Genomic DNA, 26,658 nt, shown 5'->3' with positions numbered 1-26,658 from the left:
ATATAGCGTACATATTTATCACCCTCTCCGTTTGCAAAACCCATTTTGGGAGAGTAAACGGGGAGGAATAACCTTTTCCATAAATAAAGATTGCCTATTGAGGAATGTTACTATCTTTACCCCTCCAAAAGAAGGATTCAGATGATACATAAAATAGGGATACTCTTTCTCATTTGCCTTTTCACGGCCTGTTCTTCTTCCGGACAGAACGGGATTGCGACCACCGGTGAACTTCTTCGGCAGGCTGCTTTTTACAGAGAAAGGTTGCAGTTTCTCCCGGCATTAGAGACCTATAGACAGGCGATCGAGCAGGCGGAAAAAGAAAAGGACAGCGTTGCCCTTTCCATTGCCTATCTGGAAACAGGAAAAATCTACCGGAAACAATCATTGAAGCAGAAAGCATTGGAAAACGAGAATATAGCATTAAACTATATCCGGAACCCTGCCGGTGACTCACTACGACTGGTGCTTTACCGGGAAATAGGTGATATCTATTCCCTGTCCGGGCAGGCAGACAGCGCCTTTTATTATTATGTAATGGCCGGTTGCCGGATCAAACAGGCAAAGATCCTGCAGCAGAATGGAAGTTATAAAGAGGCTGAAACTTTATTAAAAGCAGAGTCGGGACAAACGGTTCCACGGGAAGAGAAAGCGGAAATATATTTAGCTCTGGCAGATTTGCAAATTACAGTGGGGAAATTGGATGAAGCCGAAAAGAATTTAAGTGAAGTCCCTTCTTCCCATCCGCATCTATATGTCGCCCTGTCACGTATCGCCCAAAATCGTGGAGATAGTTTGCAAGCGGATTTCTACCACAAAAGCTACCTCCATTACTTATCTGAACTGCGACAGGAAAAAGAACAAAATCAAATCACCCGACTCCTCCGAGCCTCGGAGCAGAAAGAATGGGAAAGACGTTTGTCCAACACCCAAAAAACACAGAAAGGTCAGATATACGTCTGGCTCACTCTACTTGTATCTTGTAGTTCAGGAATCTGGGGTTATTCCCGCTACCGACAGAAGAAGACCGCCGTTTCTCTGTCCGAGGCAGACTTCCATTCTTCGGAAATTTACCTGCGTTTCCACAAAAAGGAAGAATGGAAACCAGCTCCCAAAGACTGGGAAGAACTATTACAAGCGCTCAACCGGACCTATCCGGAGTTTCGCGAACGGCTGAAAAAAGAAGTACCGAAGCTTAGCGAACAGGAATGGCGCATGTGCTGCCTGATCAAGATGGAAATTCCCCCTTCGACTGCCGCCATGCTTCTCTGTTGCACCAACCAGGCAATTTCGATGCGTCGCGTACGCCTGTATCGGAAAATAACGGGTGAAAAGGGTACGCCTGAGCTATGCGACTCCTTGATCCGTGATTTTTAAGCAAATGTGAACTGATGTGAAACCGCAAAGCAAACCGTTTCCTCTATTTTTGCCAGAAAAAAGCGTATGAAAAAGATGTTGTTCGGGCTTATGACAGCCATTATCACTTTTACCGGATGCGGATCAGATCAATCCGCCGGCAAATTACCCCAGATCGATCTGACAGCAACAAGTTTCACTTCCGGTCAAGTAGGGATTGCAGACGAAATAGAATCCATCGAATATGTCCCGTTGGAGCTGACAGATGAATCACTGATCGCAGATGTCTTGGATTTATGTGTTTCCGACGAATACATCTTCGTCTACTCCACCCGTCAGGACGGTGTCCTGCAGTTCGACCGGAAAGGGAAGTTCCTGCGCTGTATCGCTAAAACAGGAAACGGACCGGGAGAAACCGGACAGATCATCTCGCTAACGGTAGATGAAGAGAACCGCCTCTTCTGTGTCAGCGAATACTTCTCCACTTCTTTCTACTCCTTTGATGGAGAATTTATCAAAAAAATAGAGAATCCCCGCCCTTACTCTTACCAATTTTCAGTCGGACCGAATACGATGGCTGAATTAGGACGGATGTACGTTCCCATGAATACACCGGGGATGTTCAGTCTCGGAGTGTTTAACTGGGCCACAGACGATACGATCGCATTCCGGCATACGATCGGGAATATGGATCTTATGCCGTTGGAAGAGACAAGCCTGAAAGGTTGGATCTACAGCGGCAGCACAGACGGCATACTTTGCTATTCGGACGGGATAGACACGGTTTGGAATGTAAATGCTCGGAATATCGTTCCGGCTTTCCTTATCAACACGGGATATTCTGCCGAGGAAGAAAAAGAAATGCGCTCTTCCAAAACCGGTAATGAGACGGTAGATGGGAAATATAACGTCTTCAGCTTCTTCGAGACACCCCGGCATTACTTCGTTAAATGCTTCGAAGGTTCCGACCAATCCAGGTTCTATCTATACAGTTTTAATAAGGAAACCGGCGAACTGGCGCGTGAAACCTCTCCGTTGAATGCACAGGAATTATTCAAAAACAATTGGACTTTGGCAGGGATAGGCATCCGCAATGCAAAAGACAGCGGCCTGCCCATCTGGCCTTACCTGTCTTATCCCGGTAAAAAGCAAATGGTACAATTCAACACCGCCGTAGAAATCGAATATCTCAAAGAGAAAAGTCCCGGTCTGGAGAAACACCCAGTTTTGCAACAGATAACGGAAGGCTCGAATCCACTCGTTACGATTTATCATTTATACTGAAATCCATATGTACAGGCACAGGCATCCTCCTGAAATTCCATGCGGGTGGAACAACTGCTCCATGCAAGTGGAGCTAAAGTTTCATGCCTATGGAACCGGAAACGGATGCCCATGCAATTCTTCTCGGATATTATTCCTACCTTTGTGGCCAAACCAGTAAATGTATAAGAACCTGTGAACGAGAAAGATTTTGAAATAATGGCGCCTGTCGGTTCGTACGAATCACTGATGGCGGCTATCCAGGGAGGAGCCGACTCTATCTACTTCGGCATTGAAGGGCTGAATATGCGTTCCCGCTCTTCCAACAACTTTACAACAGACGACCTGCGCAAGATCGTAACGATCTGCCGGGAGCACGGTATTAAAAGCTACCTGACCGTCAACACGGTTATTTACGGGGAAGACCTGCCTCTGATGCGTGAGATTATCGACGCGGCAAAAGAGGCGGAGGTGTCTGCCATTATTGCGGCCGACGTAGCAGCCATGAACTATGCCAACAGTATCGGGCAGGAAGTGCATCTCTCCACACAGCTCAACATCTCTAATGCAGAAGCGCTGAAATTCTATGCCCGCTTTGCCGATGTCGTCGTTCTGGCCCGCGAACTGAACTTGAAACAGGTACACGAAATCTACCGTCAGATCATCGACGAACAGATCAAAGGTCCGAAGGGGGAACTGATCCGTATCGAAATGTTCGCCCACGGCGCCCTCTGCATGGCCGTTTCAGGCAAATGTTACCTGAGCCTGCACGAGATGAACGCTTCCGCCAACCGGGGAGCCTGCATGCAGATTTGCCGTCGCGCTTATTCGGTAAAAGACAAGGACAGCAACATCGAACTGGATATCGAGAACCAGTATATCATGTCGCCTAAAGACCTGAAAACGATTCATTTCATGAATAAAATGATGGATGCAGGCGTACGGGTATTCAAGATCGAAGGACGCGCCCGCGGCCCCGAATACGTCCGACTGGTGACCGAATGCTATAAAGAAGCTGTACGTGCCTACTGCAACGGTACGTTCGATGAAGAGAAGGTTGCCGCTTGGAACGAACGCCTCGGCAGCGTGTTCAACCGGGGATTCTGGGACGGTTACTACCTGGGACAACGGCTGGGCGAATGGAGCAGCAAATACGGCTCCGGTGCAACTAAGAAGAAAGTATATGTAGCCAAAGGAATCAAATATTTCGACAAGATCGGCGTGGCCGAATTCGAAATGGAATCCGGCAGCTTGAAAGTGGGTGATGAAATCCTGATTACCGGGCCGACTACGGGTGCCGTTATGCAGACGATAGAAGAAATCCGCGTAGATCTGAAGCCAGTGGACGAGACTGTCAAAGGCGAACGTTTCTCCTTCAAGGTAAACGAGAAAGTCCGTCCATCCGACCGGCTGTATAAAATGGAAAAAGTTCAACTCGAAAAAGTATTTGAATGATGAAAGAGTATATCTTTAAATTGACAGACAAGGTCCGCGACTACGAATGCGACCTGCAAGGAGTAGTCAACAACTCTAACTACCAGCATTATATGGAACATACCCGTCATGAGTTTCTGGAATCGCTCGGCGAGAACTTCGGGCATATGCACGCAAAAGGAGTGGACGGGTTCGTGTCGCGGGTAGAAATCCAATATAAAACCTCTCTCAGGAGCGGTGACAGCTACATCTCTTGCCTCAACGTACACAAGAAAGGTGTCAAGCTCGTATTCGAGCAGGATATCTACAGGGCTTCCGACAACGCACTGGCGACAAAAGGAATCGTCGAATCGGTTATTGTCGAAAACGGAAAGTTGACACGAGGCGAATATTTCGATGAAATGCTAAAAAGAATAGAACATACATGACAGACAAACAGATTTACCAAATCGGCCTTACTATGATAAACGGCGTGGGAGATATCCTGGCGCGCCATCTCCTGCAAACTTTGGGAGATGCAGAGGCCGTGTTCGCTGAAAAGCGACAGTTATTAGAAAAGATCCCAGGTATCGGCAGCAATATTGCTGCCGAAATCAAACGCCCGGAAATCCTGCTACGGGCAGAAAAAGAGTTGGCCTTTATCGAGAAAAATCACATTACCTGCTATTTCCTGACCGATACGAGTTACCCGGCACGCCTCCGGGAATGCCCGGACGCTCCCGTACTTTTCTATTTCAAAGGAGATACAAACCTCGATGCAACCCGCATCATCAGTATCGTAGGCACACGTAATGCGACCGAATACGGACGCGGGCTGACCGAATCCCTGATAAAAGACCTGGCAAAGGCTGTCCCGGACCTGCTGATCGTCAGCGGGCTGGCGTACGGCATCGATATCTGTGCCCACCGGAGCGCTCTGCACAACCAGCTCCCGACAGTTGCAGTACTGGCGCACGGCTTGGATCGCATCTACCCTTCCAGCCACCGGAGTACGGCTGTCGAGATGCTGGAATCGGGCGGGTTGTTGACTGACTTCCCCAGCGGAACAGAGCCGGACCGTCCTAATTTCATCCGCCGGAACCGGATCGTCGCCGGAATGTCCGACGCAACCATTGTGATCGAATCGGCTGAGAAAGGAGGTTCTCTGGTAACCGCCGATATTGCATTCTCCTACGGACGGGACGTCTACAGCTTTCCGGGACGCGTCGGTGACAGCCATTCCAAAGGTTGCAACAACCTGATCCGGCAAAACAAGGCCGGTCTGATCACATCTGCCGATGATCTGCTCTTCGCACTTTGCTGGGATATACAAGCCACGGCAGCTCCCGTGCAAACGGAACTGTTCTTCTCCGATGCGGAAGTGCCCGCCACAGAACAAAATCCGGTTTTAGCAATCATGCGAACGAAAAAGGAGATCCATATCAACGAGCTTGCCCTGGCACTGAACATGCCGGTTCATCAACTTTCTACATTATTGTTCGAACTGGAAATAAACGGGAAGATAAAAGCCTTGCCGGGAAACATCTACAAACTGTCCTGACCGGGCTATTTATAGGCTCACCTGCCAGATCAAATATTGGCATATGTGAACCTTATTGTTATCCCCGGCTTATTGTACGGTTTCCTGAAATTCCCGCTGGTCTAAATCGAAACAGTAACGCATATAATTTGGTTTTCTACCCCATTTATTTCAAATTACCCCTGCGGGTAATATTTTTTAAGAAACTCGAAATAATACAACGCATTGGATAACAGAAAGATATGGGTGTCTCTTTTTTCAAGGAAGTTATTGTTCGATTTAACATTTTAAGGAGACGGGTCTACCTTCTTCCATCGGTATATTGGCACATTGTCCGATTGACTCATTATTTTCTCATTTAAACGTATCGAACAAGGGAGTGCATCCGATAATTAACATAGATCATGTTCTTTATAAATAACGGGGTAAGCCATTTTATATAAAAAGAGGGAGGGAACCTATATAAAAAATTAAAGGCTGTCTCACGACAACCCCTAACCAACTTTGTTAACCTTAAATCTAATACTATTATGAAAAAACCACAGTGCAAAGATACACTCGTTAAGAGCATTTGTCAAGCATTTTGCCGCTAATACTTGTTAATTGGATAGGTGTTAATAGCAAAAAGATTTTAATCAGCCCTAAAGAGTCTTTTAAACCGCACTATTTTGTTAAAACCAACCCTTGAAACAGGTACGGATAGTCCGTTTCGATCACATCGGGATGCGTCGCAATCTCTACTTGATAGCCTGAAATTCTCTCCGCTTCCGTTTTGGCTCTGTCGTGAGTCGGAGCAACTGAGATCATACACATAACTCCATTCCGGTGCAGGGCGTCATACAACGATTGCTGCTCGGGTTTCATTTTCGGACCGACATATGCCATCACCTGCCCCCAAGGAACACCGGCTTTTTCATATTTATCGAATTCTTCCCGGTTCTTACACCAACAGGAAAACATCGCATCCGGTTCCCGGTCGAGATAATAACGGGCTTGCCCGGCATTATGAACCGTATACATGACATTGACAGGCTTTTCCTTTTCGATAAAATCAGCCATTACCTCCAGCGGTACATCCTTAATATCCAGATTCAAGATTGTTTTGCCCTTGCTCCATTCGAGGCATTCTTTCAAGGTCGGAATCTTGAAGGCAGTTACATTGCCGTTCCGGTCTATTAGGTTGAATTGTTGCAGCTCCGCATAGGTATAATCGGAAACTTTTCCTTTTCCGGTAGTAGTCCGGTCGATGGTTTCGTCGTGCATCAGGACGATCACCCCGTCTTTTGTCAAGCGCGGATCTATCTCGAAAAACGATTCCATATAAGATAATGTCTTCTCGAAAGATTCGATGCAGTTTTCCGGATAGCCGTCCAGCATCCCACCACGATGCCCGCTGATAACGACCGGACGGTCGGGAGCATACCGGAAATAGGCATGCAGGTCCCGGCTATTTTTTACCGGAATGTAATGAGGATTTTGCTTTTTGTCCGAAGCCGAAAGACTCGCGGCAGGCATAAAGACTCCTAAAAGAAACACAAGGATAAAAGATAACATTTTCATGATATTCGTATTTACATAGATTCCTTTTCAATTACACGGCCTAAAAGTAAAACTTTTTTACCAGCATTACGCTACAAAAAATACTACAAAAACATGAAAATATGACCGGAAACAAGAAACACACAAGAAGAGGCAGGTATATAAAAAAATTAAGGATTGTCATCCCGACAACCCCTAACCAACTTTGTTAACCTTAAATCTAATACTATTATGAAAAAACCACATTGCAAAGATATGCCCGCCAAGCCCGTTTGTCAAGCCTTTTACAGCCAATATATGTTAAGTTTTGACAAGCCTTTTGCCAAAAAGTGTTAGACACTTTAAAACTATACAGAATACGTGCAAAAACTGCTAAATTTAACACTCCCCCGTACTTGTTTTCAGTGTTTTCAATTTCCCTGCCAACCAACTGCAGGGAAGGAACGACCTTCTTGAGAAAGCGGTTGAAACAATCGCTACAGAACCAGTTCCCTGAACAGCGTTTCCAACGTCTGGTCCAGATCGTCGGAAAAGCCCGGATGCGGACGTGAAGTCTGGATAGATGCACTCCGCACGGCCGTCAGCCAGCGGAACCGTTCCGGGATATCGAGCGTAGCGATAGGGCCGCCTTCTTTTGCACCGGAACAAATTTTATCGAAAACATGCAGGTTGGCAAATAACGATTCCCGGTCCAACTCGGTAGAAAACAGATTCAGCTTGTCCTCGTCTACTTTATAAAGCGCCTTGATATATTTCGCCCTCTTCGAAAACAGAATAATTCCCACATTGAAGAACTCCTCCCGTTCTACTCTGGGGACCAGACGTATAACGGCATATTCATATAAGTGCTTTCCTTGCATCCTGAGCTTCTTTTATAAATGTTTCGGAATGTGCCAGTCTCTCACATAAGAACCGGATATAAATCTCTCTTATCTCTTGCGGCGTGCCGGGGCTTTCGTTCCAGTGCAACCAATCGTCGGGAACCAGGGCCACGATCTCCCGTAATTTCTCTTCCGTCAGCAAACGTTTCATATCGGCATCCGCCTCCTCCAACCGCGAAGCCTCGGGCAACAGCACATGATCTTTGATCTGCACGAAAGGGCTTACGGCATGTTTCTGCCAGTTCACCCACGAATAATGGAAATAGAGCGAGGCACCATGATCGATCAGCCACAATTCCTTATGCCACATCAGCATATTGGTGTTACGGAATGTACGGTCCACATTGGTCAGAAATGCATCCAGCCAAATAATCCGGGATGCTAATTCCGCTCCGACCTTTGTCACTACCGGATCAAAAGTAAGCGCTCCCGAGAGGAAATGCAAGCCGAGGTTCAAACCGCGGCTACCTTGCAAGAGATCCTGGATCTCTTCGTCTCCCTCCGTCCGCCCGAACGCTTCGTCCAGATTCAGAAAGACCAGTTCGGGAACCCGGAAACCGAGCGCACGCGCGATTTCCCCGCCTATCAGTTCAGCTATCAACGCTTTCGTCCCGTGGCCTGCCCCGCGAAACTTCACGACATATTTAAACTCGTCATCAGCTTCCGCCAATGCCGGCAACGATCCGCCTTCCCGCAGAGGCATGATATAACGCGTCACATTCGCTGTCCGTAATTCCATCACATTCCTGTTATTTGAAGATAAAGATACAAGTTCTTTTTAAACAAACGAAAAATTACAATAGTTTGGAAGGAAAAAGGGAAGGAAACCCCTATAAACAATTAAAGGCTGTCTCACGACAACCCCTAACCAACTTTGTTAACCTTAAATCTAATACTATTATGAAAAAACCACAATGCAAAGATACATGCGTCAAGCCCGTTTGTCAAGCCTTTTACAGACAATATATGTTAAGCCCGGAAGAACTTTGCGGTAAAAAGTGTTACAAAGGGCAAAACTTTATACAATGGAATCAAATTCTGCTAAAATTAACACTTCAACCTTTCCTTTTTAAAGAGAAAGACGCTCTTTCAGGAGCTTATAACCAGCATTACTCGCCCGCAAACAAACTCCGTTTTTCAGACGAACCTGGTAATTCTCTTTCCCGAACAATTCGACCCGTAAGATCTGTTCGGCATTGACAATGCAGGAGCGGTGAATCCGAACAAACAGGGCAGGCGGAAGATGTGTTTCAAAATATTTCATCGTCTGCTCCTTCACATACTGGCCACCCGGAGTAAAAAGCGTTACATAATCGCCTCCGGCCTGAAGATATAGCAATTCTTCCAGGTGGATGATATGAATGCGGGAACCGTCTTTTACCGATACACGATCCAGAAAAGTTTCTTCTACAGGAACAGCTTCTTCCTGTACTTCATTTGTCTCGATTCCGGGTATCTCCTCAAAATCCGGTTCATCTGTACGGCTCATCCGATACCATTGCAGCAGGATAATCCAGCATAATATACCAAAGACCAGGCGAAGGGGGACACTATCCATAAAACCATCGGCGCTTCCCTGTTCCAAAAAGACCTGTAGCCCAAAGGCTCCAGCCAGACTGATCGCCTGAACCAATACCGCCAATGCAATTTGTATTTGCAAAGCATGGATGGTCCCGTCAACATACCCGTACAGAAAACCGGCGACAGCCAATAATCCTACAGAGACCAGACCATCTAAGCAGGCCATCCACATCCCCTCTCCTCCATAGCAGAACAGGAGCCATGAATAAATCATCCAGGCGATAATCGTCAGGGTAATTCCCACTATGCGATTTATGACCGATTCTATAAACGGATGTGTCTGCATAAATCAACTTTTAAACTCGATACCTCCGAAAGAAACTTTTCCCCTCACGATCAAAGTATGTTCCTTGTCTATCTCCACAGACGTATTATATCGTTTATCGTCACATCCGCCGATAAATGCATCGATCTGCGTCTGCAAGTTCCAGTCCGACGGCAAATAAATCTCGACTCCCCCGAAAGTACAGTCGATATCTATAAATGTTTGCGGAGCTTCCAGCTTGCTCCGCCGTAAATCCAGGACAGTTCCGCCAAACGTGTTTTTAATCCGTGCCCCTCTGAACACCGGATCTAAGACTATTTGCTGAACCGAGCCAAAAGTATTGTCCGATACGACAAAACCGTCTTCAGAACTATATACCTCCTTCGCATATTCCGGCCTTCCTCCATCCCAATGATTATTAGAACGATGACGTTTCGGCTTAAAAAGAATCATGATTCCCACCAAAATAAGCAGTACCGGCCAAGACATCCTGACCCACTCACCTGTTATTCCGGTTATTTCAGGTAATAAGAAATAAACACCTATCGCAATCGTAATCATTCCACCAAGGAAATGCTGCTTAATCAAATTCACAACGCCGACCACAATCAGCAGCATCTGCCAGGAAACCAGGATATCGAATAGACCAGGGCCTATTATCCCAAAATTCCGTCCAAGAAACAACAGACCTACTATGATAAACACAGCAGCCGTTACAACCGTATTCAGTTTACTGTGGCTGGGATAACCACCTCCAACGAAATCCCCTTGTTGATTTGTTCTCATATTCGTACATTTTTAATTTGTTACAAAACTACCGCCACACAACCGCTTACACAATAGAAAAGCGGCCAGTAGCGGCAAAATCCCGGTGAATAGCGGAATACTCCCGATAAAAAAGGCCTTAATAGCCTCTCCAAAGATATTCATTCATCTTTGTTAATGCACTAAAATTCCATATATTTGCAATGTTCGGAGGAACTATTCGAGAAAAATTAAAAGTGCTTCACTTTGTCGAAATCGCCAGTTTTGACCACCACGAAGCACAAGCAATCGCTATATCAGTGGGTTTGCTTGTCTATGTGGTAGAGGTTTCTGGCGATACCTGACAAAGTATAGGCAACAGCCCACTGTTTTTTTGGGCTGTCTACAAAAACTTTCATTCTCACTCCAACCGAAATAACGATCCATATAAAAAATATGAAATGAATACCGAATATGAAATCATCGAAGGCCTGAAAGCGGGCCACGAAGAAGCATACAAATACATATACGAGCGGCAATACAAAATACTTTGTATCATCGCGAAAGAATATGTAAATGATACTTTCACCGCAGAGATGATCGTAAGCGATGTCATTTTTGCCCTGTGGAAAAACCGGAAGGAAATAGACATTAATCTTTCGTTGCGTAATTATCTGATTAAAGCGGTCCGCAACCGATGCCTGAATTATCTCGCCCAACTGAATAAAAGAGAAGATATCCGTTCCCATATCGGAGATCTGCTGGAAAAAGAACAAATCCATTATGAGGAACAACACGGCTATCCGCTATCCAGCCTGATAGAAAAAGAACTTGACATCAAAATAAATAATTGCATAAACAATTTACCGGCACTTACCCGGCGCATATTCTGCCTGAGCCGTTTCGAAAACCTCAAATACGAGGAAATCGCTCAAGAGGTCAACGTTTCCGTTAATGTAGTCAAATATCACATCAAGTCCGCCCTGTCCCATTTGCGGGAAGAACTAAAAGACTATTTACCCTTGTTTCTACTTATTTTTTTCCCTTTCGGAAAATAAATCCATTTTTCATTTACCCTAAATCTTTTCCGGCTTGTCTTTATTATATAAGCAGAAAAGATGGACACACAGAATCAAAATAAAGAGCATTGGTTAAATCTCATAATCGACCGGCTGACAGGTACGATATCGGAAGACTCCGACTTGTGCCTGCAGGAATGGCTTGATGCTTCTGATGAGAACAGCCGATATTTCAGAAATATGGAACAACTCTGGGATTCAATGGAGGTTGTCCGCGAAGGAGAACAATACGATTCAGACCGTGCTTTTTCGCTCTTTCTACAACGTGTCCGGACAGAGAGCACGATAAACACACGGAAATCGTTCACCTTAAAGAAAGTGTTGTCATATGCAGCCATCCTGATCTCATTCATTGTCCTCAATTATCTGACCTATCAATATTACATTCATTCTTCAGATCAGAATATTATCCGATTGTCAGAAATTACAGTTCCCAATGGTTCAAAAACAAAACTGACATTACAAGACGGGACGAAAGTTTGGCTGAATGCAGGTTCAAAAATCCAATATGACTCCGATTTTGGAAAGAAGAACCGCCTGCTCAAATTATCAGGTGAAGCCTACTTGGAAGTGGCAAAAGATGAAGACTGTCCTTTTATTGTCGACGCAGGAGAAGTAAAAGTGAAAGTACTGGGTACCTGCTTTAATGTAAGGGCCTATAAAGATAACGACGAGATAAAAGTCGCTTTGTTAAGAGGCTCTGTCGAAATGGAAACAGACAATGGGGAAATGATGAAATTAGTCCCTAAAGATATTGCCCGCTTCAATATTCAGACAAAGGAAGCCGGCATTTGCCATAATACCGGGTGTTCCCAAAATAGTATTGGATGGATTGACAACAAATTTATATTCAACGGGGAAAGTTTCGAACAAATCACAAAAATATTGGAAAGAACCTTCAACGTAAAAATAAACATCCACAAAAAATCCATAAAAGAACGTTGTTTCATTGGCGACTTTGTCAATAACGAAACAATCGAACAGATATTTAAAGTCATGTCATCTAATGAAAAGTTCACCTATACGATAAAAGGGAATATTATAGACGTCTATTAATTCATATTTGTGTTTAATCTTAAATAATCATTTGCCTATGAAGTAGTACAACAAAAAAACAGAACCGGAGAATGCTGCAACACTCTCCGATCCCGAGAATAGATTTAAATTTCTGATTACTAACTTTAAATCCGATACAAATGTATAAAAAATATCAGGATACAGGGAAATTATACCCACTTATACGCAAGAATAAGACCTTGAATATCATGAAAATATCAATTCTGTTACTTTTGATTGGAATATTTTCTGTCTCAGCTACAGGATATTCACAGGAAGCCCGGGTTACCATTACAGTAAATAACACGACGATCAACGAGGTTTTCACCGAAATCAAAGCTCAGACAAACTATTCTTTCTGGTTTGATGTAAAAGATGTCGACATCGACCGTAAAGTTTCTATCGATGTAGAAAATGAGACGGTCAAATCCGTCTTATCAACCCTACTGAAAGGACAAGGTCTTGGTTTTGAACTAAAAGGGAATCATATCATTATTGTAAAAAAAGAGGCGTTAAACATATCGGTAGGAACCGGGTTACCTCAACAAAACAAAAAAATATCCGGCGTTATTAAAGATGAGCATGGAGAGCCTATTATAGGAGCAAATGTCGTCGTCAAAGGTTCTACCATCGGTAATATTTCCGACCACGAAGGTCGATTTACATTAGAGGTTCCGGAGAACTCTATCCTTACGGTATCCTATATCGGATATTTGTCACAAGAGATCAAAGTCGGCAAAAAAAATATATTTAACATCACCTTGGCCGAAGACTCCGAAAACTTAGATGAAATCGTTGTAATCGGATACGGGACAATGAAAAAATCCGATTTGACAGGTGCTGTCTCCAGTGTAAAAGGAGATAAAATTTCGGCGATTGCCTCGACCGATATTACTGATATCCTACAAGGAAAAGTTGCCGGTATGAACATCACATCTTCCTCTAAAGTTGACGAATCCGGTTCTATCCGTATCCGTGGCAATCGTTCACTGAATGCGAGTAATGATCCGCTGGTTATCGTAGACGGAGTCCCCGGACGTATGGAAGCTGTTAATACCAATGATATAGAGTCGATAGAAGTATTAAAAGATGCGGCCAGCACAGCCATATACGGTTCGAGAGGTGCAAACGGTGTAATTTTGATTACGACGAAGAAAGCGAAAGAACAGCAAACCCGTATCTCTTATAGCGGCTATATAGGTATCAGCGTTCCTAATTTAGTGAAAATGCAAAGCGGAGACGAATATATTCAGTTCCGACGTGACGGTTATAGATACAGAAACGGATGGGACCAGCCGTTTACAGACGAAGATGTATTCGAACCGGCCGAATTAGCAGTCATCAAAAGCCGCGATTTTACAGACTGGATCGATTTGTTGTATCGAAACGGTCAGACACAAAGTCATTATATTGGTCTCAGTGCCGGAAATAAAACAACCAAGTTACATCTTGGATTAAACTATACCAAAGATGAGGGTTATTCCAAAATAAATTTCAGAGACAAATATAATATCACGTTGAATCTCGACCATGAGATCAACAAATACGTATCGGTCGGATTATCCGCCCGCTTACAACGGAATAATAGCCAGGGTATGACAAAATTCGAGGAAAAGCTGCAATACATGACTCCACTCGCAAAACCTTATAACGAGGATGGGAGCCTGAACTATTATCCGGCTCCTCAAAATACTTCCGGCTATAACGTATTAGCCAATTATGGTAAAGACAATTATACGAATGAATTTATTAAAAACGCGGCATACCTGACCGGTTATATCAATATTCGTTTTTCAAAATATCTGAATAACAGAGCCAATATCTCTTATAACATTATCGATCGTAAAAACGGTTATTTCTTCGGAGAAAATTCGTACGAACGGAAAGGTACGGTCCCTCTTGCTGGGAAAAAATATCAGGATGAAGTAGAATATACTTTCAATGATATCATTTCCTACGATAAGAACTTCGGTAAGCATCATCTTGTTCTGGACGGAGTCTTTGAGGCAACCGGATATACGAAAGAGACAGGAGACATGAGTGGTGAAAACCAGCCGGTGGCTTCGACATCATTCCACAATTTGGGAACTGCCGCCGAAAACCTGCAAATCGGAAGTTCATACCAACATTGGACTTTGGCATCTTTCCTGGCACGCGCACGTTGGGATTATCAAGGCAAGTACTATGCCAACATCGCTATCCGTACCGATGGCTCTTCCCGGTTAGCGGCAGGAAACCAATGGGCCTTTTTCCCATCGGGAGGTGTTGCCTGGCGTATCTCGGAAGAAGAGTTCTTCGGAAAAAGAGAATGGCTTAATTCTCTGAAATTAAGAGCCTCCTATGGAGCCGTAGGAAACTCTGCCATCGATCCTTACCAGACGATTGCCGGATTAAGCAAATATGATTACCTGTTTGGAGAGGATGCCGGAAACAAATTTTTCGCTTATCGGCCTTCTATGATTCCAAATAAAGATTTAGGATGGGAAATTTCGCGTACGACAAACTTCGGAGTGGATTTTGGCTTGTGGAACAATCGTATATCCGGTTACATTGAGGGTTATATCACCAAAACAAGTGATTTGCTAATGGAACGTACGTTGCCATTTTTCACCGGCTTCTCCAAGGTTTGGCAGAATATCGGTAAAACCGAAAATAAAGGTATCGAACTAAATATCCAAGCAAATACGTTGAAGACTAAATCATTCTCTTGGGAAACAACTGTAACTTTTGCCCGCAATTGGAATAAAATCACGGAATTGCTGGGAGGTGGCGACATTCGCAACAATTCATGGTTTATAGGCAAACCTCTGCAAGTACATTACAACTATGAGATGATAGGAGTATGGCAGTTAGGCGAAGAAAAGGAAGCAGAGAAATATGGTGCTATCCCTGGAGACATCAAAGTTAAAGATCAGAATAATGACGGTTCGATCGGAGAGCTGGACAAAGTAATATTAGGACAGAAAGATCCAAAAATCATCGCATCTTTACTGAACTCATTCCGTTTCGGTGCTTTTGATGCATCCATCAATCTGAACATGAATTTCGGAAGCCTGATCCATCCTAATACCTATGCCAGCTTAATCACACGTGACGGACTGCGATGGATGCCGTCCAACTTCAAATACTGGACACCCGACAATCCGACAAACGAATATACCCGTGCAGATAAACTAAGCGGATATGATCCATTCGCCGGTACAGGTGGCTACATGAAGGGGGATTATATCAAAATTCAGGATATAACGTTGGGGTATGATTTCAGCAAAATAATGCCGAAAAACTGGAAGATTTTACGGGCACGGCTTTATGCACAAGTCCGGAATCTCGGATATATCTATAAAGCATGTAAAAATGACGTAAGCCCGGAAGCTCCCGATTTTGACTATAATATTCCGACAACTTATACAATGGGAATAAATATTGACTTTTAAACTGTAATAAATTATGAAATTAAAATATTGGACCTTTATAATCGCACTATATGCAGGCAGCCTATGTTCCTGTTCCGATTTTCTTTCCGAAGACCCAAAAGGAAATATCACCACCAACTATTCGGAAACGGAAGAAGGTTGTGAACGGTTGGTTCTGAGTTTATATAACACGCACCGCGATTTCCTCGAAAGACTTTACCTGTTCGGCTCGATGGGGGCAGACGAGCAATTAGTTGCCGTAAATGGAAATGACTGGCGCTATTTCGGAGAATATTTCGATACCCAGATGATAAACAATGGCTGGAACCGAGATTTCTGGAAACAATTGTATAACTCTCTCAATGTTGCGAACCTGGCAACCGAGATCATTGAAACAGCAGAGATCAAAGATGAAAGCAGACGGGCTGAACTTCGTGCAGAAGCACATGCACTACGCGCTTTTTATTTCTGGATCATCACGGAAACCTATGGAGATGGAGCACATTTCACGACAGAAAGTACCGCCGGTGTCAAAACAATTGGATATCAACCCGGTGTTGCAACCTTCTACAAGCAAATGCTGGAAGACCTCGATATTGCAGCTACGGGATTGAAGCTGCCGCAAAACAGCCAATGGGGGCGCATGAACGAAGGCATACGCAAATTCATCCTGATGAAAGTTTTAATGTCGCTGGCCGGTTATCCGGACGATGTGATTTCTGCTGCCGGATACACAAAAGAACGTTGCTACACAGACGCTCTTGCTTTGACAAAATCGTTGCGATCCGACTATAATTATAGGTTACTGGATGATTACACGCAGATATTCGATGTTGACAACCAGGTTAATGACGAAATTATCTGGTCTGTACAATATTCGACTGACAAAACCTATAATGGCGGAGGTGAAAACGGACTTCACCGCTACGGTGTCGGTTGGTACAACAAATCTGCTGTCGACAACAAAGCAATCACAACCTTATGGAGCCATTCCCTATATTATGGGCGAGAATATCGCTGGACTATGCCATCCTTATTTATGATTCAAAATTTCAACGAATACGATAAGCGTCTTTATGGCTCATTACAAGAATACTGGTGCTGGATCCCGACAGATTGGAATCAGAAGCCTGTTTACTCCGACACGGTCCTAATCCGCCACTTCCGCTCTGTGACAGACGAAGAAGTAGCAGCCGGACGACAGAGAGGGGAGACTCATCCATTAGGGCATGAACTGTTTGTTGAAGGATTGAACCATATGTACAACCTACAAACAGGGGAGCCAACAATGAACGGACGCTCTTGTTACCATACGAATCTAAAGTTATTGGATTCATCCCGTGAATTTGCAAAAGATGAAAAAGGTCATAAAGATTTCATCTGGTTTCGTTTAGGTGAAGTATATTTGTCTCAAGCAGAGCTATACATGTATATGGGACAAAAAGAGGAAGCTGCTAAAGTCATTACGGAATTGCGGAAAAGGGCATTGACCGAAGGGCACGAAGTGGCGCTGAAAGTCACACCCGATATGATTACGCTTGATTTTATCCTTGATGAGTATATGCGTGAACTGAGTATGGAAGGTTTCCGGTGGTACACATTGAAACGGACCGGCAAACTGCTGGAACGCGCCTTGAAATATAATCCGGATGTCAAAGATAAGATGAAAGCCTATCATGTCACCCGTCCGATTCCTCAGAACGAAGTGGATGTCGTCACAAATAAAGACGAATTCCATCAATTACCAGAATATGATAAATAATTCTAAACCATTTAATATCATTTACTATGCATAACACAACAAACCAAATGTCAAGAAGACATTTTCTTGCAACAACAGGAGCGATTGCCGGAACGGCCTTGCTCAATCCCTTATCTGACATAAAAGCAGAAGCTGCCGGTATTGCAACACCGACAGATAAAAAGCTTCGGATCGCACTCGTCGGGACAGGGGGTCGAGGGACATCTATGTGGGGAAGGGACATTCTGAAAAGTTATCCTGATTATCTTGAATTCGTAGGCCTTTGTGATAAAAACGAAGGACGTGTTGAAACTGGCAAACGCATCATCGGCACTTCCTGTCCGACATATACCGATTTTGAGAAAATGATGAACGAGACAAAACCGGATGTATTGATTGTCACGACAATGGACAGCACACACCACCAATTCATTATCCGGGGAATGGAGTTGGGAGCCGACATTATCACAGAAAAGCCGATGACGACCGATGAAAAGAAAATCCAGGCGATTCTGGATGCCGAAAAGCGGACGGGGAAGACATGCCGGGTTACCTTCAACTACCGTTATTCTCCTCACCGGGCAAAAATATGGGAACTGCTTCGCGCCGGAGAGATCGGTGATATCACTTCCGTTGATTTCCATTGGTACTTAGATACTTCACACGGAGCCGACTATTTCCGCCGCTGGCACAGACTTGTTGAATGCAGCGGTTCGTTATGGGTGCACAAAGCCAGCCATCATTTCGACCTCTTAAACTGGTGGATCGACAGTGATCCCGAAAGCGTTTATGCACTTGGAGCCCTCAACCATTACGGAAAGAACGGAACCATACGGGCAGAAAATTGCCGTACCTGCCCACATACCGACAAATGCAAGTTCTTCTTCGACATTACTAAGAACAAGAACTACATGGAATTGTATGTGGCCAATGAAAAATATGATGGCTATTTACGCGACGGTTGTGTGTTCAAAAAGGATGTAAACATCTTCGATAAGATGGCAGCGACAATCAAGTACAAAAATGGCGTGCAAGTCGCTTATTCGTTGACCACCTATTCGCCATACGAAGGTTACCGGATTGCATTCAACGGTACAAAAGGACGCATGGAAGCTTGGATACAGGAATCCAGACCGACATCGGATGCCAATTATGACGAAATCGTTTTATTCAAGAATTTCAATAAGCGGCAATATATCCAGATTCCGTTCGGGACATCCGGACATGGCGGCGGAGATGCATTATTAAAAGATCAGATATTTCTGCCCAATATCGACGATCCGTTCCAGCAGTGTGCAAACACCCGCGACGGTGCTTTGGCTTGCCTGGTAGGAATTGCTGCCCGTAACAGTATAGCATCTGGACAACCGGTTAAGATCGGAGATTTAACTTCGATCCAACCACAGGAAAAGAAGCTGTATAAACGTATTTTATAAGTATTCAAAGAGGATGTCAAACTACCTTGTTCCTACGCCTGACGCTATAGCCGTCAAGCGAGGGAAGAGGGTAGATTTGGCTCATTTCTGTCAAATCACGCCGGGTAGGTCTCCCGGCGTTTTGCAATTGCCGGCCCGTATTTTTATAAATGGTAGCCCTTGTTCCTGCAAACACCGGGCTGTCGGACTACGGTGCACGCAAGGACTTGGCCGCGTTGACCGCTACTGGGCGTTTGATGAAGGGCTGATGCCGGGATGAAGGCAATCCGGACGGGTGTTTTTATTTGTCGCGGCCTGTTGCATAACGGCTTGTACAGGGTAGGTGAAGCAGAAATACTCAGGCAGGCACTTTCGTTTTTAGCTGTTCCGGTATTCCAACGGCCCCATCCCCACATGCCGCTTGAAATATTTGCCAAAGAAAGACATATTCGTGAAATTCAGCGAATAGGCGATGTCGTGGATGGAAAGATCGGTCGATTTCAACTGTGCCTTTGCATCCATGATCACCATAGATGTGATGATCTCGACACAAGTCTTGTCGGTCGTTTGCTTGACGATCGTGCTGAGATGCGCCGGAGTTATGCCGAGTTTCTTGGCATACCACGCAACGGAACGTTGCGTGGTATAGTTTTTCATAACCAGCTGACCGAAGTTCTTGCTTATTTGCTCCGCTTTGGAAATATTCGTTTTGTTCAATGTCTTGTCTTTGTACATGGCCCCCACTCCGAGAAGCACCCCTGAAAGCAGGTGATTAAGGATATCTTTGTTCAACTTGGAACCACAGAATCCATACGTCTTGACAAGTAGCGAAAAATAGTCTTTCAGCAATTGGGCCGGTTGTTCTTTAAGCTCGATAATCGGGCAGTCTTTTACCACATACAGCATATCCATAGCCGACTTGCCTATATTGGCATGGTTGGTGAACTCGGATGAAAACCCCATGAAGTAGATCTGCAAATCCCCCTCCACTTTATGAATCTGGAAAATCGTGCCCGGCAGGATCGTAATAAAACTTCCCGGCTTCACCTGGTAGCGTGTCAGATTTATGGAAGCCTCCACCTCCCCTTGCATACAAAGCACGAATATCTCCGCCTTCAATCTGCAAGGATAGTTGGCATACAAGCTTAACAAACCAATATCATTATGCGAAAGATTGCCGATAATCCAATCCTCGGGGAGGTCTATTTTGGGGATGTCGTTTTCCATGTTCAGAATACATTAGAGTATGGGCAAAGATAATAATTTTGTCTTTGCTCTTATGTGCTTTTTATAAAAAATAGGACACGAGAGGCGATTATTATACTGAAATCCGGTTTATTTAAAGATGTTATGAAAGATGTTTTATAACAACTTCTAATAAAAAGAACACATAATCGTATAAATAGACCTTGTGGGTTTTCTTGGGTTATCGTTATTTTGCACCGATTTTAATAGGTAGAGAAAGGGTATTACTTCAGTTGTTTTGTGAATTTCTGATAGTCATTTGAATTAAGGCTAAAAAGTAACTATATTATTATATAGATGAAAAAATGTATAATTGAACATGGTCTTGGGAAGACTATAGTTTTATTGGTATGTGTTTTAGGAGTACTTGTCTGTGTCTCTTCTTGTGATTCCGATCGTGTAAACGCCGGCGGAACCGGAAAATTGCGTTTGTCATTATCAGCAGACACTACTTCTTTAAAGAAAGGTATCAACAATTCGACTAAAGCAGCTACTTCGGACGAATTCGAGAAGTTTCTGACTACAGCAGATTACAAGATCCGCATCGTGCAAGAGCCCGATACGGTTCAGTCGTATGATCGTTTCGATGAGATGCCTTCTGAGATAGAGCTGAAAGAGGGCGCTTATACCCTCATCGCCTCCAAAGGCGACAACCTCCCTTCCGCATTTGAAAATCCCTATTTTGAAGGAAGTACCGACTTCACGGTGAAAGCCGACATGAGTACACCTATCGATGTTACTTGTATGCTTGGGAATGCACGGGTGACGGTGGATTACACCGATGACTTCAAAAAAGCATATGAAGAGTATGCTACATTATTGAAAACTTCTTTTACAAGTGAAAAACTGGAAATAGTAAAAGAAGAACAACGTCCTGCTTATTTGCAGGTAGATAAAGATGGAACAGAATTGAATGTTTCTATTCGCTTGAAAAAGGTAGGAGGGAATGAGACGAAAGAGTATCCGGTACCAGCAACAATCGTATTGGAACGACGCCAGAATGTACGATTGATATTTAAGACGGATGGTACATCGAACGGCATAGGGGTAGATATTCTTTTAGATGATAAATTGGAAAAAGAAACTTTTTGGCCTGAAATCCCTGATTTTATGTAACAGGAATATGATTAAAAAGAGAAAAGAATGAAATCAATAATTTGTGCGATATTATTTGGAGTTGCAGCCTCTGTGATTACGGGATGTAGCGATATTGATGGAGGTAATTCAAGTTTCCCTGAAGGTACTGGTGGATTTAATTTGAGGTTACCGGAAACAGAAAAGGAAGTGGACATCCCTGTTATATACACAAAAGCAGGAGAAATCGCTTTTGATCTGCAGGCTGAGACATTTCCGATTTCTATTAGTGAAGGAGGAAATGTTGTGAAAAAGTTTGAGTCTTTCACCGCTTTGATTGATTCTGGAACGCCCGTTGTATTGCCTGTTGGAAAATATACGGTAAAAGCATCCTCTTTTATTCCTACTGATAAAGTTTCTGAAAAACCCTATTTTGAAGGTTCTTCTGATTTTGAGATTGAAGAGAGTGTTGTTTCGAATACCTCTGTTTTATGTATTTTTAAGAGTGTAGGGGTAGAACTTCGCTTATCTAAGCGTTTTGAAGAATTGCTGTCTGAAGAACCGGCGAATTATGATTATAAGGTAACGGTTTCTAACGAACAGGCGACTTGGAGTTTTGATAAAAAGAGTATGAAGCCTGGATATTTTATTGAAGGTTGTTCACGATTGATTGTAAAAGTTGTGGTGAAGATGAATGGGCAGACATATCCGGAGCGTACTTGGTATTTTAAAAACGGGGAAGAGACTCCGCAGATAGGAGAATATTATATTATTACTCTGGATGCGGGTAGGAGTGAAGTGAAAATGTCTTCCCATAAACTTTAATAAATAAGAAGAAATGAAAGTTCTCAATAATATATTATTTGTAGCTTTTGCAACTTTGTTATGTATGCTTTCTTCTTGTGAGATGAAGAAAGATTTGTTTGGGCAGGTAGATAAGGATATAGATGATCAACTTCCCATTGAAAAGGCCGGATTGTTAGATTTACAACTTCAGCCTCATAAAGAAGCGGATATACCTGACTCAAAAGGATCTATTTCCGGATCGGATGTAGTGGTTATCGATGTGAATGATTTTACGGTAGAGATACTGGATAGTATCGGACAAGTATATAAATATTATGAAAGCTATGCTGATTTAAAAAAAGAAGGCGGTTTGTTACTCCCTGTCGGAAACTATTCGGTCAGGGCAACATTAGGCAATGATGTGAATGCTGGCTTTGACTCTCCTTTTTATTCAGGTACTAATGAATGTAAGATAACCCCACAGGAAGTTGCTAAAGTAATTACCAATTGCGTATTGAGTAACAAAAAGATAGTATTCCGATGCTCTGAAGAGTTCAACAGCAGTTTTGAAGATGATTATTCAATTGTAGTCGATAATGGAAGCGGTGCATTGACTACATTTAAGGATGAAGAACGAGCTGCTTATCTGAAGAACACAGGTTCATTACAGTTTACAATTTATACGACTACTCGCGAAGGGAAAAAGGATAAGGTATACAACATTGATTTATCTAAGCAGGAAGAGGTGCAGGAACACAATAATATTCTGGTTGATTTGGATATCGTCAATGATGTGCCTGATGATGGTGGTGGTAGTGACGGAGATGACTCCGAGGACGAAGGTAATGATGAACCGGACGATCCGGACGATGGCGACAGACCGGATGAAGTAGTCAAAGCTCCTGTTATTAAAGTCGATATTTCATTGATTGAAAAAGACTATGTTATTGAGATTCCATCTGATTTTATCGATGGTGGTGATAATGGATCTGATGATCCTGACCCGTCGGATAATACTCCGACCGTAACTGCTACTCTGGATGGAAAGGCATTTGACATAAAAGCGACTCAGAATGTGACTCCAGCATCAAAAGTTGTGATCCAATTAAAGGCTCCGGGAGGTTTGGAATCGTTGATTGTCAAAGTTAATATAGGGGGAGATATGATGGATGTGGATTTGTTTGATTTAGATCCTATAGTAGCCGGAATATTGGCGGGTATGGAATTGCCTAAAAAAGGTAGTACCTCAATGCAGACATTTGACATATCTCCTTTTATGGAACTATTGGTTGACGGTATCAATACATTTGATGTAACAATGACAGATGCTAAAGGTGTTCAAGGCGGGGGTGTAATAACTTTAAATATGAAGCAATGAAAATGAAAGAATATATTATTTATAGCTTGTTTCTTTTGGCGGGCTTGTTTACTTCCTGTAATAACGACCGGAATAGTCTGGCTCCGGTCGGTACTTTATGCTTGGGTGTGGATAAAAATGAACAACTGCTGACGAAGGGAGAAGTAGTGGATGAATTGCTCAAGGTTTGTATTATAAATGCGGATGGCGATACGGTGAAGTCGTATGAAGACTATGTAAAGGAAGTTAGAAATGAGAAACTGATATTGCCTGTCGGAACTTATAAGGTGGCGGTTGCTTCCAATCAAACGGAGGAGCCCGGATGGGAAAAGCCTTTTTATGCAGGGGAAGAAACTGTGGATGTGAAGGCGGGCGAGATTACGAGTGCAACGGTTACTTGTAAGATTGCCAATACGAAAGTGACGATTGGTTATACGGATAAAGTAAAGGCGAGATTCACGAACTGTGAAGCGACTGTCAGCAATAGTAGCGGTTCCTTGCTCTATACATATGATGAGTATCGTTCAGGTTTTTTTGTGCCTGAGAAGTTGACTGTCAGTTTAGCTTTGACGAATAATGAGGGAAAAACATATGCAATAAAACGCGTGTTTTCGGACATAAAGCCGCGTTACCATTACACGATCATGTTCAATATGGCAGATCCTTCGGATGATAAGGAAGGTGGCAGTGACTTTACGGTCGAGGTCAATGATGAGACCCAAGTCGTAGAATGTGAAATCGTGATCGATGAAGATGATATGGAAGATAAGAAGGTTCCGGTTATTAAGCTCTCCGATTCGTTTAAAGATAACCAATTCTCAATTAAAGTAGGTGAGGAGTTGTCACCGTTATCATTGTCGATAACTTCGCAAGTTGGGATAGAAACGTTGATGGTGAAAGCTGAGTCTGACTTGTTTAAGCAGGCTAATGGCTTAAATGAATTTGATCTGGCTCGTTTGGATGAAATAACGAAGATGCATTTGGAAGAGCTGGGATTTCCACTATTGCCGGATGATCTGGATGCTAAAAATATCATACTGAGTTTTGACCAGTTGGTTGCAAAATTCTTACAGCATATAGCGAATGAGAAGGCAAAGAAAGTACATTCGTTTATAGTTTATGCAATGGATTCATTACATCAGGAAACAGAGGTTGCGTTTACTTTTGAAATTCGGCCGGATGTGGCTGTCGTAACAAATAAGGCGAACGCGTTCTCTACATTTGCTTTCTTGTCTGGAGAAACACAGGAAACTTCCGGACAGGCTTTCAAATTCAGAAAACAAGGCGATTCGGATTTTAAGACAATAGAGGCTCAGGTGAATGCAGACGGAACATTTTCTGCACTGGTCAACTCGTTAACGCCGGGTACGGATTATGAATATATGGCAGTAGCCGGAGCAGATAGCGAGGGAGATTTACTTTCTTTCCAAACAGAAGAAGCGCTTGAATTGCCGGGTGGTAGATTTGATGAGTGGGATGGTAATACTCCGAAAGCATCGGTAAGTCCTTTTTGGAAATCCGGAAATAACACTTTTACGAGTTCACTTTTGTCACCAACCTCTGAGGTTGTTGATGCCACTAATGATTCCAAACGAGCTGCCAATTTACAATCAACAAGCGCTGCCGGTAAGTTTGCTGCGGGAAATCTGTTTACAGGAGATTTTAAGTTAGATGTTATGACGGGCGAAATTACCTTTGGTCGCTCTTTTGTGTCTCGTCCGAGTAAGTTGAAAGGTTGGTATAAGTATGCTCCTGGAACTATCAATTATGGCGGTACAATCACGACACCTGGCGGAATCTCCATAAATGTGGCTGGAACGGATACTTGTTCGGTATATATAGCTTTAGTGAAAAATCGGTTTACAATCCGGACAGATAATACAAATTCTTTCTTTGATATGAGCTCTACTTGGTTTAAGGAAAATGTGATTGCCTATGCAGCTTTGCCTGCAGAACAAAGTGTTACAACAAATAATGTCTATAAAAAATTTGAATTGACACTAAAATATTTTCAACCGGAATATACAGGGAATTTCTATATTGCAATTGTTTGTTCATCTTCTAAATATGGAGATTATTTTAAAGGAAGTACAGATAGCAATTTGAAGTTGGATGAATTTGAATTATCATATGATTATGATCCAAACTGTTTTAGAAACGAATAAAAGATAAATGAAAAGAATATTAATCTTTCTCTTTGCCTGTATTATCCCTGTGATGGGAATGGCAAAAGAAACCAAATACGATCGTGGGATTGTGATGAAAACCTTTATACCAAAAGGTCAGTGGATGGTTGGAGCAACCTTTTCATATTCAGAGCATGTGGATGATAATTTTGAGTTTATGTCTGTATTAAAAGAGATCAATGACGAAGGGTATACCTTCAAGGTAACCCCGTTGGTCAGCTATTTCATTCGTGATAATATCAGTATTGGAGGACGTTTTGCTTATTCTCGTTCATTTACGAAGCTGGATAATATCAGTTTGTCATTGGGAGATGACTTGAGCTTTGAGATACAAGACTATAACAGTGAAGCGAACACATATACGGCAGCTGTCTTTTTACGAACTTATCTGAACTTGGGGGATAGTAAACGTTTCGGCTTGTTCAATGAGGCACGGGTGAGTTATGGTTATTCGCAGAGCAAAGGTTCGACCGGTACTGGGGTAGATTTAAGTGGATTGCATCAGTTGAAGCACAATTTAAATATTGGCGTGGCACCAGGTATTACCTGTTTTGTTAATGACTTTACTGCGGTTGAGGCCTCGATCAACGTAGCTGGTCTTAATTTTAATTGGTATGATCAGACCCGTGATCAGGTTTATAAAGGTTCACGTACTTCCAGTTCTGCTAATTTTAAAATCAACTTGTTATCTATTGATCTGGGGATTGTTTTTTATCTTTGATAT

At 43.2% G+C, this 26,658-nt stretch carries 22 protein-coding genes; 16 read left to right on the top strand and 6 right to left on the bottom strand.

The genetic code is table 11. The features are described from left to right. Nucleotides 1-141: 141 nt before the first annotated feature. The 5 genes from ACPYIV_RS15410 (at nt 142) to dprA (ending at nt 5,593) form a co-directional block, all read left to right on the top strand. Complete coding sequence (locus ACPYIV_RS15410) at nt 142-1,377, top strand: tetratricopeptide repeat protein (RefSeq protein WP_425883875.1); 1,236 nt, start codon at nt 142-144, stop codon at nt 1,375-1,377. A 66-nt stretch (nt 1,378-1,443) separates the two neighbouring features. Beyond that, entirely contained in the window at nt 1,444-2,640 is a 1,197-nt protein-coding gene (locus ACPYIV_RS15405; protein ID WP_425883873.1) for a 6-bladed beta-propeller, read from the top strand. 174 nt (nt 2,641-2,814) lie between these two features. Continuing rightward, nucleotides 2,815-4,074, top strand: a complete 1,260-nt coding sequence (locus tag ACPYIV_RS15400; RefSeq protein ID WP_293738848.1) for a peptidase U32 family protein — start codon at nt 2,815-2,817, stop codon at nt 4,072-4,074. Further along, nucleotides 4,074-4,481, top strand: coding sequence for an acyl-CoA thioesterase (locus ACPYIV_RS15395; RefSeq protein WP_293732648.1), 408 nt, complete (start codon nt 4,074-4,076; stop codon nt 4,479-4,481). Before ACPYIV_RS15400 ends, ACPYIV_RS15395 begins: the two co-directional genes overlap by 1 nt. Further along, entirely contained in the window at nt 4,478-5,593 is a 1,116-nt protein-coding gene (gene dprA, locus ACPYIV_RS15390) for a DNA-processing protein DprA (protein ID WP_425883871.1), read from the top strand. The genes ACPYIV_RS15395 and dprA overlap by 4 nt, the downstream gene beginning before the upstream one ends. 642 nt (nt 5,594-6,235) lie before the next feature. On the opposite strand, the gene ACPYIV_RS15385 is transcribed toward dprA, so the two are convergent. The 5 genes from ACPYIV_RS15385 to ACPYIV_RS15365 all read right to left on the bottom strand — a co-directional run bounded on the left by ACPYIV_RS15385 (nt 6,236) and on the right by ACPYIV_RS15365 (nt 10,624). After that, nucleotides 6,236-7,126: a glycerophosphodiester phosphodiesterase family protein gene (locus ACPYIV_RS15385; RefSeq protein ID WP_425886530.1), complete on the bottom strand. Its 891-nt coding sequence runs from the start codon at nt 7,124-7,126 to the stop codon at nt 6,236-6,238. A gap of 461 nt (nt 7,127-7,587) precedes the next feature. Continuing rightward, nucleotides 7,588-7,971 (bottom strand): DUF3037 domain-containing protein, encoded by a 384-nt coding sequence (locus ACPYIV_RS15380; protein ID WP_293732646.1) that lies wholly within the window; start codon nt 7,969-7,971, stop codon nt 7,588-7,590. Beyond that, nucleotides 7,949-8,731: a HipA family kinase gene (locus tag ACPYIV_RS15375; RefSeq protein WP_301703800.1), complete on the bottom strand. Its 783-nt coding sequence runs from the start codon at nt 8,729-8,731 to the stop codon at nt 7,949-7,951. The genes ACPYIV_RS15380 and ACPYIV_RS15375 overlap by 23 nt, the downstream gene beginning before the upstream one ends. A 330-nt stretch (nt 8,732-9,061) precedes the next feature. Further along, nucleotides 9,062-9,859 carry a LytR/AlgR family response regulator transcription factor gene (locus ACPYIV_RS15370; RefSeq protein WP_293732644.1) on the bottom strand — a complete coding sequence of 266 codons (798 nt, stop codon included), beginning with the start codon at nt 9,857-9,859 and terminating at the stop codon, nt 9,062-9,064. A gap of 3 nt (nt 9,860-9,862) precedes the next feature. Then, the gene (locus tag ACPYIV_RS15365) at nt 9,863-10,624 is read right to left on the bottom strand and encodes a LiaF transmembrane domain-containing protein (RefSeq protein WP_301705308.1); all 762 of its coding nucleotides are present in this window, start codon (nt 10,622-10,624) and stop codon (nt 9,863-9,865) included. Nucleotides 10,625-11,043: 419 nt separating this feature from the next. Between ACPYIV_RS15365 and ACPYIV_RS15360 the strand changes: the two genes are divergently transcribed. The 6 genes from ACPYIV_RS15360 (at nt 11,044) to ACPYIV_RS15335 (ending at nt 19,566) form a co-directional block, all read left to right on the top strand. Beyond that, nucleotides 11,044-11,640: an RNA polymerase sigma-70 factor gene (locus tag ACPYIV_RS15360; protein ID WP_293732642.1), complete on the top strand. Its 597-nt coding sequence runs from the start codon at nt 11,044-11,046 to the stop codon at nt 11,638-11,640. A gap of 60 nt (nt 11,641-11,700) precedes the next feature. After that, nucleotides 11,701-12,717, top strand: a complete 1,017-nt coding sequence (locus tag ACPYIV_RS15355; protein ID WP_425883867.1) for a FecR family protein — start codon at nt 11,701-11,703, stop codon at nt 12,715-12,717. Nucleotides 12,718-12,926: 209 nt separating this feature from the next. Then, a complete protein-coding gene (locus tag ACPYIV_RS15350; RefSeq protein WP_425883865.1) occupies nt 12,927-16,151 on the top strand; it encodes a TonB-dependent receptor in 3,225 nt (1,074 codons plus the stop codon). A gap of 13 nt (nt 16,152-16,164) precedes the next feature. Next, the gene (locus ACPYIV_RS15345; protein WP_425883863.1) at nt 16,165-17,892 is read left to right on the top strand and encodes a RagB/SusD family nutrient uptake outer membrane protein; all 1,728 of its coding nucleotides are present in this window, start codon (nt 16,165-16,167) and stop codon (nt 17,890-17,892) included. A 26-nt stretch (nt 17,893-17,918) separates the two neighbouring features. Further along, nucleotides 17,919-19,307, top strand: a complete 1,389-nt coding sequence (locus ACPYIV_RS15340) for a Gfo/Idh/MocA family oxidoreductase (protein ID WP_321781198.1) — start codon at nt 17,919-17,921, stop codon at nt 19,305-19,307. 13 nt (nt 19,308-19,320) lie between these two features. Then, the gene (locus tag ACPYIV_RS15335; protein ID WP_293738858.1) at nt 19,321-19,566 is read left to right on the top strand and encodes a hypothetical protein; all 246 of its coding nucleotides are present in this window, start codon (nt 19,321-19,323) and stop codon (nt 19,564-19,566) included. Nucleotides 19,567-19,664: 98 nt separating this feature from the next. Here ACPYIV_RS15335 and ACPYIV_RS15330 read toward each other — a convergent pair whose 3' ends face one another. Continuing rightward, nucleotides 19,665-20,513: an AraC family transcriptional regulator gene (locus ACPYIV_RS15330; RefSeq protein ID WP_301704968.1), complete on the bottom strand. Its 849-nt coding sequence runs from the start codon at nt 20,511-20,513 to the stop codon at nt 19,665-19,667. 315 nt (nt 20,514-20,828) lie between these two features. Between ACPYIV_RS15330 and ACPYIV_RS15325 the strand changes: the two genes are divergently transcribed. From ACPYIV_RS15325 to ACPYIV_RS15305, 5 genes are read left to right on the top strand one after another with little or no spacing between them, the layout of a single operon-like run. Continuing rightward, nucleotides 20,829-21,647: a DUF4493 domain-containing protein gene (locus ACPYIV_RS15325; RefSeq protein WP_425883860.1), complete on the top strand. Its 819-nt coding sequence runs from the start codon at nt 20,829-20,831 to the stop codon at nt 21,645-21,647. 27 nt (nt 21,648-21,674) lie between these two features. Continuing rightward, on the top strand, nt 21,675-22,430 hold the full coding sequence (locus tag ACPYIV_RS15320) for a DUF4493 domain-containing protein (protein ID WP_425883858.1): 756 nt from the start codon (nt 21,675-21,677) through the stop codon (nt 22,428-22,430). A 13-nt stretch (nt 22,431-22,443) separates the two neighbouring features. Then, the gene (locus tag ACPYIV_RS15315) at nt 22,444-23,769 is read left to right on the top strand and encodes a DUF4493 domain-containing protein (protein WP_293738861.1); all 1,326 of its coding nucleotides are present in this window, start codon (nt 22,444-22,446) and stop codon (nt 23,767-23,769) included. Further along, nucleotides 23,766-25,913 carry a DUF4493 domain-containing protein gene (locus ACPYIV_RS15310; protein ID WP_293738862.1) on the top strand — a complete coding sequence of 716 codons (2,148 nt, stop codon included), beginning with the start codon at nt 23,766-23,768 and terminating at the stop codon, nt 25,911-25,913. The genes ACPYIV_RS15315 and ACPYIV_RS15310 overlap by 4 nt, the downstream gene beginning before the upstream one ends. A gap of 7 nt (nt 25,914-25,920) precedes the next feature. Further along, nucleotides 25,921-26,655, top strand: a complete 735-nt coding sequence (locus tag ACPYIV_RS15305) for an autotransporter outer membrane beta-barrel domain-containing protein (protein WP_293738863.1) — start codon at nt 25,921-25,923, stop codon at nt 26,653-26,655. The last annotated feature ends 3 nt before the right edge of the window (nt 26,656-26,658 follow it).

Source organism: Parabacteroides vesiculifaciens (genome assembly GCF_049860805.1).
In the GTDB taxonomy this organism is placed as follows: domain Bacteria; phylum Bacteroidota; class Bacteroidia; order Bacteroidales; family Tannerellaceae; genus Parabacteroides.
The sequence above is the reverse complement of the archived record's forward strand: the minus strand, read 5'-3'. Positions and strand labels throughout refer to the sequence as shown.